The 13766-nt window shown below is 66.9% G+C and carries 9 protein-coding genes and 1 pseudogene; 2 read left to right on the forward strand and 8 right to left on the reverse strand.

Features of this window, described 5'->3' with window-relative positions; all coding sequences use genetic code 11:
- Positions 1–147: 147 nt before the first annotated feature.
- From M2157_RS41580 to M2157_RS41595, 4 genes are all read right to left on the reverse strand, one after another.
- Positions 148–3051: a glycosyl hydrolase 115 family protein gene (locus tag M2157_RS41580; protein ID WP_280868343.1), complete on the reverse strand. Its 2904-nt coding sequence runs from the start codon at positions 3049–3051 to the stop codon at positions 148–150.
- Between the two features lie 167 nt (positions 3052–3218).
- On the reverse strand, positions 3219–4916 hold the full coding sequence (locus tag M2157_RS49185) for an NlpC/P60 family protein (protein ID WP_348541821.1): 1698 nt from the start codon (positions 4914–4916) through the stop codon (positions 3219–3221).
- 136 nt (positions 4917–5052) lie between these two features.
- Positions 5053–6108, reverse strand: coding sequence for an NAD-dependent epimerase/dehydratase family protein (locus M2157_RS41590; protein ID WP_280867737.1), 1056 nt, complete (start codon positions 6106–6108; stop codon positions 5053–5055).
- Between the two features lie 138 nt (positions 6109–6246).
- Positions 6247–6414, reverse strand: coding sequence for a hypothetical protein (locus tag M2157_RS41595; protein ID WP_280868384.1), 168 nt, complete (start codon positions 6412–6414; stop codon positions 6247–6249).
- Positions 6415–6423: 9 nt separating this feature from the next.
- On the opposite strand from M2157_RS41595, the pseudogene M2157_RS41600 reads away from it, so the two are divergent.
- Positions 6424–6546 (forward strand): annotated as a pseudogene (locus tag M2157_RS41600) (type II toxin-antitoxin system PemK/MazF family toxin); the annotation flags it as partial.
- A 48-nt stretch (positions 6547–6594) separates the two neighbouring features.
- On the opposite strand, the gene M2157_RS41605 reads toward M2157_RS41600, so the two are convergent.
- Positions 6595–8007, reverse strand: coding sequence for a condensation domain-containing protein (locus M2157_RS41605; protein WP_280867738.1), 1413 nt, complete (start codon positions 8005–8007; stop codon positions 6595–6597).
- A 1314-nt stretch (positions 8008–9321) separates the two neighbouring features.
- On the opposite strand from M2157_RS41605, the gene M2157_RS41610 reads away from it, so the two are divergent.
- A complete protein-coding gene (locus M2157_RS41610) occupies positions 9322–10659 on the forward strand; it encodes a condensation domain-containing protein (protein ID WP_280867739.1) in 1338 nt (445 codons plus the stop codon).
- A 62-nt stretch (positions 10660–10721) separates the two neighbouring features.
- On the opposite strand, the gene M2157_RS41615 is transcribed toward M2157_RS41610, so the two are convergent.
- The 3 genes from M2157_RS41615 to M2157_RS41625 form a co-directional block, all read right to left on the reverse strand.
- Positions 10722–11804, reverse strand: coding sequence for a 3-deoxy-7-phosphoheptulonate synthase (locus tag M2157_RS41615; protein WP_280867740.1), 1083 nt, complete (start codon positions 11802–11804; stop codon positions 10722–10724).
- A gap of 232 nt (positions 11805–12036) precedes the next feature.
- Positions 12037–13020, reverse strand: a complete 984-nt coding sequence (locus M2157_RS41620; RefSeq protein ID WP_280867741.1) for a phosphotransferase — start codon at positions 13018–13020, stop codon at positions 12037–12039.
- On the reverse strand, positions 13020–13766 hold the full coding sequence (locus tag M2157_RS41625) for a hypothetical protein (protein WP_280867742.1): 747 nt from the start codon (positions 13764–13766) through the stop codon (positions 13020–13022). The genes M2157_RS41620 and M2157_RS41625 overlap by 1 nt, the downstream gene beginning before the upstream one ends.

Here is a 13766-nt window from a genome sequence, read left to right on the forward strand (position 1 = left end):
CTCCAGCACATTGAAGCTCCGGCGGGCCGCAGTGGGGGGAGGGCGGCCCGCCGGATACGCCTGTCTCCCCGTGGGGACGGCAGCGCCGGCCGCGACGCGTGCGGGCCGCCGGCACGGGGGACCGGCGGCCCGCACGAAGCCCTCGGTCTACTGGTCCGGCGCCTCCAGACCCGGGCCGGGCGCGGGCTCCGGGTTGAACACCGGGTGGTAGCTCTCCGGCGGCGCGAGGTAGGTGGCGGGCAGACCGCCCGTGTCGATCACGATCTGGTCCACCGCGATCGCCGGATCGACCATGAAGATCCTCAGCACATGCTCCCCGGCCTCGGCGACCGTCACGGTGGCGGTCAGCCGCTCGACGCCGTCCTCCACCTGGCGGGCCCAGGCGTCCCCCCGGTTGCCGGTCGCGACGGCCTGCCCGGACAGCACGGTTACCGGCTGGTCGTCGAGCCCGACGGCCACCCGCCGCTGCCCGCGCTCGTCCAGCGAGGGCAGCCGGAAGACCGTGACGGGGAAGGTGCCCGTGCTGCCGAACCGCACCCGGTACCGCAACTCCGGTGCCCGGGAGGCGAAGTCACCGGTGATCGGAGCCGCCGTGGAAGGAACGGCCTCGACGGCTCCCGTACGACGACCGAGGCCCCGCACGGTCCGCCAGCGGCAACCGCCTCGGCCCACCCTCTGGTCGGCGTGTGCCGCGTCGATCGACACATAACCGTGGGCCTCGACGAAGCCACGGGCCCTTCGGCGGCCGTTGACCACCCGCAACGGCACGTCGAAGCGCTGCCCCGCGCCGGTGAGGACGACCGTGGCCTCCTGCACACCCTCGGGCGCACGCTCCCAGTCGATCTCCACCCACACCCGCCGCTGCTCGGTGAGCGAGCCTCCGGCCGTGCTCAGCGTCACCCACGGGTGACTGGCCTCGGCCGCCCAGTCCAGGGGCTGGAACCCGGTGTTGAAGACGTCGACGAAGCGCCGGTCCCGGGTGTACGAGGAGAACGACAGCGGCCGGCCGGCCCCGGTCTCGTTCCCCTCGGCCGCCACCCCGAGCCCGCCGGTCTCCTGCCGGGTCACCCTGGTGACGGTCGGGCGCCCCGGTGCCTTCGGGATCTGGGACGGGTACGGATTGACGATCCCGTTCCATTTCCCGCCCGCCACCTCGGTGTTGTACCTGCTGGTGAGAGCGGCCTCCGCGGTGTGCGCGGCGAGCGCGAGGTCCGCGAGGCGGTTCGTGCCGGCCCCACGGCCCTGCCGGGCGGCGAGCGCGTTGCGGTCCGCCCAGTAGTACTTGAGGTTCATCAAGTACGCGCCGTGCACCGGATATTCGACCAGTTCGTAGAAGGCGTCCCGATAGGCGTCGGGCAGCTCGGCGCCCACCGCCCGGACCCGCGCCAGGAGCCGGTCGTACGCCGCCATCCGGCGCCCGGCCTCGTCGCCGTGGTGGACGACGGAGACGAGGCCCGCGGCGATGAACTCGGGACGCAGCTCCCCGGCGAGCCGGTAGTACTCCGTGCGGATCGCGGCGATCTCCCTGGCGTGGCGTCGCCCGAACTGCCTTCCGGCCCACTCCGCCAGGAAGCCCTCGACCTCGTCGGCCTCCCAGCGGTCCACGTCCCAGGCCATGTCCATCGCGAAGGACAGGCCGGTCTCGATCGACTTGAGGTCACCGACGTTGAAGATCCACATGCGGTCGGTTCCGTGCTCGTAGACCCGCCGCAACTCCTGCCAGACCTTGGCCACTTGGGTCGTGTCCAGCCACAGGTAGCTCTTCGGACGGCCCCAGTAGGAGAGGTGGTAGTAGATCCCGTTGCCGCCCGACCGCGCCCGCTCCGCCTCGTTCGGCAGCTGGCGCATATTGCCGTGGTTGTCGTCCGGCCAGATCAGCGTGACGTCGTCGGGGACCTGGACACCCGCGTTGTACAGGTCCAGGACCTCCTTGTACGGGATGAAGATCTGCGGCTCGGCAGCGGAACCGACCTCTTCGGCGAGGATCCGGCGCTGGTCGGCGATGATGTCGTTCATCACCACGACCTTCTCCGGGATCGTGGTGGCGTACTTCGTCTCCAGCGCGCTGTCGTGCAGACCGCGCATGCCGAGCGTCCAGCTGCTCTCGTACGCGGCGTTCTGTCTCGCCCGAGCCCTCCAGTAGTCGGAGATGACAGCGGGATTGACCGTGTAGTCGTAGACCGGCGCACTGCCGTCGGCGTTCGGGTGTTCGGCGATCCACGGCTCCCACTCGTGGACTCCGTTGCGCAGCAGGGCCTCGGGGTGGCTGGAGCCGACGACGATGCCGTAGCGGTCGGCGAGTTCGGGGTTCTCCCGGTACTTGTTGAAGAAGTCGGAGTACGGATGCATCGCCGGCCACAGGTAGTTGGCCTTCAGGCGCAGCAGCAGCTCGAAGACGCGCTGGTACGTCTCGGGGCCGATGTTCTTGTCGGTCTCCTGGGTGCGGTGGGACCAAGTGGTCAGGTTCTGCTCGTCGTTGATGAAGACGCCCCGGTAGCGGACCGACGGCTCCCGGCGCTCGAAGCGGCCAGCGGGGACCGTCACGGTGTCCCGGCGCTCGACGGGGACGTCCGCCCACCAGTACCAGGGGGAGACGCCGATGCGTTCCGAGGTGTCGTAGATCCCGTAGACGGTGCCGCGCCGGTCGCTGCCCGCGATCACCAGGGCGCGGTCCACGCCGGGCAGCGGACGCTCGATCACCTGGGTCACGGACGCCTCCCAGCGGCCCTTCACCCGGGAGACGTCCAGGCGCCCCTGCGAGACGAGGCGGTCGATGGCGGGGCTCGCGCCGAGGGTGCCCACCAGGACGAGCAGGGGGGCGCTCCGCGGCAGCGCGCGGAGCAGGTCGGGTCTCGCTCCGGAGACACGCTCGACGTCCGACTGGAGATCGCCCGCGGCGCGGACGACGGCGGGGTCGTCCGCCGCGTCCACGACGATGCCGACGGCCGTGCCGCCCGCCGCCAGCGGGAAGGCGGGACGGTCCGAGGAGGCGGCGTGAGCGGTGGTCGGGATCAGGCCGGGGAGGAGGGGGGCCGCGCCGACGGCGGCCATTCCCCGGAGGAAGGACTTGCGGGTCCATTGCTGGTGCGGCACGAGACGCTCCCCCTGGTTGGCATGGTCAGGCCAGAAAGCGCTTTCTCCGGAACCCTAGGCGAGGTGTTCGCGGGGCGTCCAGAGGTGTGCGTGAAGGGAGTGCCGTGATGTGCTCGCCCGGCGTGTCAGACGGGCCGTATCGCGCCGCGGATGATCGACTCGCCGGTCGGGTAGATCGACTCCTCGCGGATGGACGCACCCGGGCCCGGCGCGTGGATCATCATGCCGTTGCCGGTGCACAGGCCCACGTGGCTGAAGTCGTCGTGGAAGAAGACGAGGTCGCCGGGTTGCATGGCGTACAGGGACACCGCCGTGCCGGTGCTCGCCTGGCCGAGGGCGGTGCGGGGGAGGGAGACCCCGGCGACCTTCCAGGCGGCCTGGGTGAGACCGGAGTTGTCGTACGAACCCGGGCCCGCCGCGCCCCAGACACAGGGCTTGCCGATCTGGGAGCGGGCGAAGGCGAGCACCTGGATGACCTTCGAGTCGTAACCGGGGTCGACGGTGGGGAGGTCGACGCTCGGGGCCGCTGCCGGCTGGGGTGCCTGCCAGTCCGGCTCGGGGGCGCGGGGGGCCGGGATGGCCGGGATGCTCTGGACGGCGGCCGGGAGGCTCTGGAGGGTGTCGGCCGGCGGGGGTGCGATCGCCGCGAGCGGGGCGGTGAGGGGTGTGGAGTAGTCGGGGTATGCGGTGGTGGGTTGCGCGGAGTACTCGGCGAAGCCTGTGGTGGTTTGTGCGGTGTACTCGGCGAAGGCTGTGGTGGGTTGTCCGGCGTACTCGGGGAACCCCGTGGTGGTCTGTGCGGCGTATTCAGGTGTTCCAGTGCCGAGTTGGCCGCTGTGGTCCGGGAATCCCGTGGTGGTTTGTGCGGTGTACTCCGGCAGCACTGTGCCGAGTTGCCCGGTGTGGTCGGGGAACCCCGTGCTGATCTGCGGGCTGTACTCGGGGTACCCCGCGCTGACCTGCGGTGTGTAGTCCGGGAAGCCGGTGGCGGACTGGGCGGAGTACTCGGGGAACCCGGCGGTGAGTTGCGGGGTGTAGTCGGGGATCGCCGTGGCCTGTTGCGCGGTGTACTCCGGGAAGCCGATGGTGGGCTGGGCGGTGTACTCGGCGGACCCGGTGGCAGGCTGGGCGGTGTACTCAGGGGCCCCGGTGATGGGTTGCGGCGTGTACTCGGGGACAGCGGTGACGAGTTGGGAGCTGCCCAGGGCGGGCATTTCGCCGGTGCCGGTGAGGTTCTGCGGGCCCGGTTCCGATGCCCACGAAGGTGATTGGGGGGCCGGCGCGGCGGTGAGTGCGGCCGGTGCCGTCTCCGGTGCGCTCGGCAGGGCGAGCATGGGCGCGGCGGTCAGTTCCGGCATCGCGCGTTCGGCCGGCTTCGGTTCGCGTGCCGGGGAAGCGTCCGACGGGCGCTGGCGACGTGTCTCGGCAGGGCGGGCGGCAACGCGGTCGGAGGGCAGGGTCGCCTCGATCATCGGACCCGTCTTCGCGCGGGCCATGCCGTACCACTGCTTGGCGAGGTCGTCGAGAGCGGGATCGCCGCCGGCCCTTCGTCCGCCACCGGTCGCCGCACTGGTACGGCCGCGGGTGCTCGACGCCGTTCCGGCCGCGCGCGTGGCGTTGTAGGTACCGGAGTCGTCCTCGGCCCGGTCGTAGAGATTGGTGACCCGTCGGCTCACCTCGTCGGGGCTCGGCCCCTCGTCCGCGGCGGCGTTCCCGGTCTGCGAGAGGAGGGCCGCGGAGGCGATGGCGGCCGTCGCGAGTGCGGAGTTGCGCTTGGCCGGGAGGCTGAACCCTCCATTGCGCGAAGTTCGATCCGGCGCCATGAAAGACATGCCCCTTCCGTCGTACTGCTCGCCGTCAACTTAGCCAACTTGTGAGGCTCTCGTGAAGGTTGAAGTGTGAAAAGTGTGAGATGTACCTGTGACCTTCGTCGCGTGCAAGCCGGTTCTCCCGAGCGGATCAGCGTTTTGCCTGTTGGGCGAGCCACGCCTCGTAGTGATCGAGGACTGTCTCCTCGACCGGGCGGTAGACCAGGCCCAGTTCGTTCACGCTGCGGCTGTTGTCCACCTTGAAGCGGATGCCGAGGTGCTTGCGGATGTAGTCCTGGGTCAGTCCGAAGGCGGGGCCGAGTACGCGCACGGGCCAGTGCGGGAGCGCGGTGCGCGGGATGCGCAGGCCGCGGGGATGGCGGGTGCGGATGATGCGGGACATCTCGTGGAACGACGTCATCGTCGGCGCGGCCAGAATGTAACGGCCCTTGGCGTCGGGCTTCTCCGCCGCCGCGATGTGCGCGTCGGCCACGTCACGGACGTCGACCGTGGTGAAGCTGAAGTCCGGGGCGCCGTAGAAGAAGTAACCCTTGAAGAGTTCCTCCAGGAGGAAGAGACTGCCGGACTCGGAGGCGGGCGCGAGCGAAGGGCCCAGGATCAGGCCGGGGTTGACGGACACCATGTGCCAGCGGTCCTGCGCGGCCTCCGCGTCCCAGGCCGTGCGCTCGGCGACCGTCTTGGCGTAGTGGTACGGGTTGTTCTGCAGCGTGCTGCTGGTGTTGAAGTACTTCTCCGACAGGACCTGCCCGTCCATGTCCCGCACGTCGGAGTAGTCGCCGAAGATCGCGCCGACCGTGGAGGTGAAGACCAGCCGCTCGACCGTCGGCGTCCGCTCGATGCCGCCCAGGACGTTGCGGGTGCCGGTCAGGGCGGGGTCGACCATGTCCTTCTGGCCGTCCTTGATCTTCTCCGGCATGAAGAACGGCGAGGCGACATGGAAGACGACGCGGCAGCCCTCCATCGCCTCGTCGAAGGAGCCCTCGTCGAGGAGGTCGGCCTCGAACAGCGTGAGCCGGCCGGGGAACTCCGCTTCCATCCGCCGCAGCGGCCGCACCTTCGCCGCGTTCGCGAGACTGCGCACGGTGGTGTGCACCTCGTAACCCCGCTCCAGCAGCCGCAGCACCAGATGGCTGCCCACGAACCCGCTGCCGCCGGTCACCAGGACGCTGCCCGACTCCGCACCCATGCGTCGCTCCTCCACCCGGGGAGTGACATTGAAGCACCGGCAGATCTTCAGCGGGAGGTGACGGACTCGGAGCGTCGCCACTCCTGCGAGCCGGGCGGTCTCCCGCCTGATCCGATCCGCCGTGCAGGACCCGGCCGTTCAGGCTTCCTCGGCAAGACACGCGACACCACCACCGGTCTCACCCACATTGGTGCCCGTGAATGCGACCCCGTCATCGGCCAGTTCATCAGCGTCGACCCCCTCCTGGAAGTCGACAAACAACAAACCCTCAACGGGGATGGATCGAAGGGCAACGGACGTCTTCACGAAGGCGTCTTTACCCCCTGCACGTGGCTGACCACCGTGTCCCAGGACGACCTGATCGAGCGGGCGGGCGTCCTGTCCTCCGCGAAGCTCAGCGAGATTGAGGACGCCCTCCGTCTCGGTGAACTCGGGTAGGCGGAGAGGCGCCACTCACCATCGAGATCACGATCTACGGCTGGAGTACTAGGCCCCGGTCAAATTCAGCACGGAAGACCCTTCCAAATTTCTCAGAAAATCCCTCATCTGACTAGTCGAGAATATTCGCGTATTGGCGCGCATGAGGATCTCGGCACGGTGAGTGCGGCAGTCAATTGAAAAAAAGAGATTCATGTCCTCTCGATGCAAGCCTGCCCCGACGTCGATCCGGGTCTCCCCAGTCAAGCGTTCGACATCCTGAGGCGCCGCGACCTTCAGCGCGCCTCTTTCTCGCGTCGATGGACCTGACTCCCGGGACAATTTCGTGTTCACGGCACAAGAGAGATCCGGATTGAATCCCAAACTCCCCGACACACTGGAGAGCAAGGAAGGGAGGCGAGTCGGGTTGTACTGTCCGTAGAAGCTGCCGCTGAGAGTCGTTTGATCAATGTCTCGTGCCACTTCGAGGAGCGTTCTACCAGCCACTTCCACATAGAGGGGGAAGTCCTGGACCAGGGGACCGGAAAGCTTGGCCCAATTCCGGCCGTAGCGATTGTGAGTGAAGACAAGAAACCCGACCCCAGCGTTTCCGTTTATTGCAGAAAGAAGCGTGGCAGTGAGCCCGATAAACACTGCGCCAACACCCACCTTCGCCCTCTGCGCCAGAGCACGGCAGGTCGCAGCGAGTGCTGCAGAATCCATGCTGATCTCCCTGAAAGGCGCACCGTCTGGTTTACCTTCTGCCGCCGGGAGAGAATTTTCAGGGAATCGTGATATTTGCTTACCCCAGTATTCAAGTGACCTTTCGGAACATCTGACCCCTTGCGCACCCTGTTCGAATTCGAGCCTTTCGTGGACCTGGGTCGGAAAGCTTGAGAGCAGGTCGAAAATCCCGTCTCGGAGCGAGCCCATGATTGATGTCAAGTCGTCGACGATGCGACCCGCTCCCCAGGCGTCGGTCGCCATGTGAAACGCACAAAGAACGAGCATAACTGGTCTTTGCTCTTCAGTGATCAGGGCGACTCGCAGCGAGACCTCCGGCGCGGTGAACGGAGCGGCGCAGAGCCTCTCCTTCACTGCACGAGCGACGTCACGGCAATCCGCGCCTGCTGCTTCGTACTCCTCGACCGTCAACTCTCCTCGGTCGGCAACGACTTGGCGCGGTCTGCCACGCTCATCGAGATGGAATCGAGTCCGGAGCGCTTCGTGTCGGTGCATCAGTGCTGATATCGCCCTGAGTGTGGAGCCGAGAGGAAGCCCGGACGGAACTGGAACAATCCGCCCCAGATTCATGCGTTCGATGTTCGGGGCGGTGAGAACGATCCCTCTCCAAAGCCATTCTTGAGACCACGTTAACGGGTAAGTACCGTGTCCGCTGCCGGAGAACTGCACAGTGTGAATGGTTGACGGTCCGGCCAGGATGGGTTCGAATGCTGGCAGGTTGCGCAAATCACCCTCCATTTCTATTGCGGTTGAGACCGGGCGGGGCCTACTGGTTCGGGGCGACTTCTCCGCTTCCCTCACTTGTCGTGCGCCTCACTCCTCGCGGAGCGGAGCCGGCCGTCAACAGTCCAACCATTCTGGCTGTTGGACTCGGGAGTTAGTTCTCAGGCCGACGTCCCGCAAGGAGAGCCAGCGTGTTGATGGGGCTGACAAAACAGCCGTGCCACATAGAGACATTGTTGGGAATTGAAGCACTTAACCTGGCAGCAGGTGGCCAACCGTAGTCTGGGGGATCAACCAGCCGTCAAGGGGACCGACGGTCCAAAAGGAAGCCTTTACTATTGGCTATGAAAGCATTTGCTATCGCTCTTCGGCGATAGGTTGACACGTCGAGTGAGCCTCCACACGATAGTGAGTGCTTCAACCTCGCCTCGTCACAGTCGCTTGGACGCCATAACGCAGTCGACGTCACGCCAACCGTGCCGCGCCGCGGGTTCAGCTCCGCATGGCCGTGATCAACCGGTTGTGCGCGGTCAGAGAGCCGTTCGCAGCACCTGAACCACACTGTCGGCGACGGGACGGTGGCCGACGTGCCGCCGCGATGCACGAGCGCTTCAAGCAGGCACGGCTGGCGTACTGGAGGCGCCCACCGCCCAGGTGTCCAGGTGGCTCCAGGAGCGCGAGTAGCGAAGAACTGTGCGATCCCTGCTCGCTTGGTGCACCGCATCAACTGCGGCAACCGGCCTCGGTCAAGACCAGCTCCGCCTTTGCGGCTGCCCGGCCGCGGCTCGTCCGCAAGACCCTTCAGCCGCACAACCGCGAACCGCGAGGCACTTGCGCACCCTCATCTCATTCACGCCCAAGCCAATGGCCTCTGGGCGCTTGACGCACCGTCCGTGCAGCCCAAGATGATCTGCGCGCGGTCGGCCGGCCCTCTGCTCTGCCTGCCGCCTGTAGCAACGATTCGAGGCGCTCCTCCGCAGAGAGGAGGATCTCGACAGCCCATAGACCTCTATGCGACATGGAAACATTATTCGGACTTACAGGTTAAATCGCATCACGCTAACGGAGGAGCTCGGCGTGCGCAGCGCCTTCTGGGAACTGGATCAGCGGTCTCGACCTCAGCTTCCTCGACTTGGTCATCGGCGGCCGCTCCGCCATCTGGATCGTCGAATGCCTTTGAATTGGGGGGCAGATGACGGAGGTTTTCGGCCTTCGGATTTACCGAACTTTGGAATTCATCTGTCGAGGGCACAGTTGTCAGGCGCTTTCTGTCCGTGTTGGATGATCGTGACCAGCAGCTCAACTGCGCACCCTCGGCAGGGAGTACCGGTGAGAAAAGTTCCGATTACCCTGGAAGGCCACCGCGACGCGAGCGCCCCTCTCACCTGGCCGCAGCGCAGAACCTGGCGGGGTTCCAGACTCAAACACCGGCTCTGTCGCGTCATACCTCTTCCAGCAGGAGTCACTCTGGACCAGGTCCGCGGCGCGCTGCAATGGGCGTACCAAGAGTTTGAGGCGCTACGGACCACGTTCCCGACCGATGCGGACGGGGTCCCGTGTCAGAAGGTTGAGGCCCGGGGGGAGATCGACATCTCCGTCCTGGAGAGCGGCGAGGACTGCGTCGAGGCTGACGTGGACGCGGTTGCCCAGGTGTTCCGGCGTGAGCTGCACGATCCCGCGGTCGATCCGCCCGTACTCTTCGCCGTGGTGGTGGTCGGCGAGCGTCCGGCGTACCTGGTTACTGCGGCTTCTCATCTCGCCCTGGACGCCTTGGGGTTCAGGGTCCTGCGAAACGCGCTGAACGACTACCTTCTGCTGGGCGCGTGGAAACGTCCCAAAGGGTCCAGTCTGCAGCCGATCGACCGAGCACGCTACGAACAGTCGCCGACAGGGCAGGAGAAGAATTCCGTCGCGCTCGCGTACTGGCAGAAAGTGCTGGCCGCGTGCCCGCACAGGGACGAACTGAGCCGGGCTGCGACGATGGATTCCCCGGCGGTCAGGGCGGCCGTGGCTGTCCTCGCCAAGCAGCGCAAAGTCAGTACGTCCATAGTTTACCTGGCAGCGGTGGCCGTGATTACGGGAGCGCTCACGAGGCGAAGTGCGGCATCATTTCGCGCGGCCGCCTCCAATCGTCGTGACGCGCGGGAGCGGTATTGCGTCGGTGAACTCGTGCAGTTCATGCCCGGGTTGATCGAAGAACTGGATGCGCCCTTCACAGAAATCATCAAGGGTGCGTGGGAGGCGAGCATCCGGGGTTTCCGCTTCAGCCATTATGACGAGGAGGCACTGCAGGAGATATTCCGGGAACTGGACGGCGTTGAGCTCGACTTCGCGTACAACGACTCCCGGAGCGCTGGCCAGGATTCACCTGTAGAGAACTCCGGTGATGACCTGAACTGTATGGATGCCACGCGGATCGAGCCAGTGAGGGGAGCGTTCAGGACCGACAGCCGTTTTCTGTCGGTCATCGTCCGCGATGGGGCCGGGAAGGAAGGAGCGGTGCTCGGCGTGGTCGTGCACGACGCCTACTTCCTTGAGATCCGTGTCGAGCAGGTTCTTCTCGCCCTCGAAGCTCTGATCGTGGGTGCGGCACGGGGTGAAGCGGAGCCGGCCGAGCACCCGCTGCGGTTCACGAGGGCTTTCCTCGGGGAGCGCACAGACCGCTGATCGACTCGTCGCGTGACAGGTTCCTTGGAGATGAGAGCCTCCCACCCCCAAGGAACCCGAGGTCAGCTACGGTCTGCGCGTCGGCGGCGCACGGCCTCCGCCAGCTCAGCGAGCAGTTGTTCGGTCTCGTCCCAACCGACACAGGCGTCGGTGACGCTCTGTCCGTAGGCGAGCGTCTCCAGCGGTCCCGGGTCCTGCCGACCCTCGGTGAGGAAGCTCTCCACCATCAGGCCGGCGATCCCAGGTTCCCCTGCGGCGATGCGCGCGGCGACGTCCCGCACGACTGCCGCCTGGCGGACATGGTCCTTGCCGCTGTTTGCGTGGCTCGCGTCGATGACCAGACGGGGTTCCAGCTTGGACTTGACCAACAGGGCGATCGCGTCGCGGACGCCCTCCGGGCCGTAGTTCGGACCGCCTCGTCCGCCGCGCAGGATGATGTGGCCGTCCGGGTTTCCGCTGGTGGAAACGATGGAGGCACGGCCCTCGTCGTCAATGCCGAAGAAGACGTGGTCGCTGGCCGAGGCTCGGCAACCGTCGATGGCCGGCATCACGTCCCCGTCCGTCGCATTCTTGAATCCGACGGGCATCGACAGTCCCGAGGCGAGCTGACGGTGCACCTGGCTCTCCGGCGTGCGTGCGCCGATGGCGCCCCATGTCACCGCGTCGGAGATGAACTGCGGGCTGGTCGGCTCCAGGAACTCGCAACCGACGGGCAACCCCGTGTCGAGCACGTCGAGCAGGACTTGACGTGCCAGACGCAGCCCCAGTTGTACGTCGTGCGTGCCGTCCAGGTGCGGATCGTTGATCAGCCCCTTCCAACCGACGGTCGTACGAGGCTTCTCGAAGTACACCCTCATCACCACGCACAGCTCGTCACTGAGCGGGGCGACCGCCGCAGCCAGCCGGTGTGCGTAGTCCCTGGCCGCAGCCGGGTCGTGAACCGAGCAGGGGCCGACGACCAAAAGCAGCCGATCGTCTTCGCCGGTCAGCACTTTCCTGACGGCGTGGCGACTGCTCTCCACCAGGGTTGCGCGGGTCGGCCCCAGCGGAAGCTCATCGCGCAGGACGGCGGGAGCGACGAGGGGCTGGAAGCCGGTGACACGAAGGTCGTTGGTCTGGGGTGAGACGCCGGTCGGTGTTGTCATGGAGGAGGATCCCGTCCCTTTTCACAAGGCGGTCCGGTTCCGTCCGTGTCTTCCACACCCGGGCCGGCCCGCCGTAACGACGAAGGGCAGAGACGGATCGTCTCTGCCCTGCAGGCTCCGGGTGAAAGGTCGGTCAGCGCACGTGACCCCTGGCTCCACCCGGAGCCAGCGGAAAGCGCCAATACCAACGATTCGCCATGGACATGCACGTAGGCTAGCACGTCACTGCGGCCTACATGTACTGCGCCGCCTCCGCGGCCAGCCGACACCACCAGGCGAACTCGTCGGTGCGGCCTGTCGATTGGAGGTCCAGAGCAATGCGCCACCCCCGCAGGAGCAGCCCGCAGAACGCGGTCATCGCCGCGTGCCGGTGGTGCAGAGCGGGGTCGAGCGCCGACACGTCCGTGTACAGGTCGACCACCTGCTGCGGGCCAAGGCTCAGACAGCCCGAATTGACCGCGATGAACCAGCCGAGCTCCACACAGGCCGGGCCGCGGACCGCCAGCGCCCAGTCGATGAGCCACAGCACGCCCGATCGGTCGAGCCCCATGTTGTCCAGCTTGAGATCACCGTGCAGAGAGGTCGTCGGCAGTACTGCCAGGGCGGGGGCGAGGACGGCGGCGTCGGCGCGGACAGCCTCGACGAGATCGCGTACGTCGCGGGGAGCTCGACGGGCGAACAGTTCCCATCCCGTCCGGACCTGCTGGGCCAGGCCGTTCATGTCATGCCCCCCGCGCAACGCGCGGATTCCCCGAGTCAACAACAGCAGTCGGTCTTCGAGACTGCACCAGTAGTGGGCGGGGGCCTCGTACTGCTCCGCGTGCAGGGCCGCCATGCCAGTGATCACGCCTTCGAGGGCCGGCCTGTCGAGAACGCGGAGATCCATGCGATCGGAGATGTCCCGCATCAAGGTGTAGAAGTGCCGTCCCGCTCGCACGCCGTCCACTGCCGCGGAACGGACGCGCTCACCGAGCAGCAGTCCGACTTTGGCCAATCCGCACTCGCGCCCGTGGACGTCGGCCGTGGCCTTCATGATCCAGTCGTCTCTGCGGCAGGTGCGCTTGAGCACCCAGGATCGGCCGGCGCCGTCCCGGCCCGCGAGCAGCGTCGCGCCGGAGAAGCCGCCGTGGGACAGCGGCCGCCAGTCGACGCCGCTCAGGCCATGTCGCGACAGCAGGGCGGGGACCGGCTCGTTCCGGTCACGGAGTTGGGCCACTAGCCGAGAAGCCCCCTGCTCCGGAGATCCGCGACGCAGCCTGTCAACTCGTCCCTGGTGAGCTGCTTGGCGCGAATGCGCGTCTGGTCCTCGTCGCGTCGGCCGAAGCGCCAGTAGAGCCCGCCCTGGTCGAGGTTGGCGACGAACGCGACGTCCTTTTCCGCCGGCCCGCGCAGGATCAGGGAGACCGTATCGGCATGGACCAGGGTGGCGTGTACGGCCTCGTGGTGCAGCGTGTAGCTGTCACCCGCCTTCATCTCATACTCCAGCGTCGGCCGGATCCGGGCCAGGTCAAGTCCCGAGGACGAGTCTGGATGCTCGGGGTCCATGTGGTGGCGGGCTGCCTCGGACCGGGCAGGCCGGGGAGAGTCGTACAGGACATGCCGGTAATGCCCCTGGAGGAGCCTGGAGGTGAACGAGAATCGGTGCTGGTGGGCGCGTTCGAATTCGGTGGTGCGCCAGATGTGCAGACGGATACGGAAGTTCCGGTCGCCGCCGTCGTAGATGACGATCTTGTCGAACGGGCGGTGCCTCTCGCACATGGACAGCAGGGTGTCGTCCTCGGCCGTCCGTGTCAGGAGGGTCCTGAGCAGTTGGGGGTCGTCGGCGATACGCTCCAGCAGCGCGTCGGCACGATCCCCGGAGGCACGCAAATCCCCCCAGTCGAAGGGTTCCTGGTCGTCGAGCAATGCGACGGGCTGCCGCTGTGGGGCCGTGTCGCTCTTCCGCGCAGAGGTGTCGGACAC

The organism is Streptomyces sp. SAI-127 (assembly GCF_029894425.1).
GTDB lineage: Bacteria > Actinomycetota > Actinomycetes > Streptomycetales > Streptomycetaceae > Streptomyces.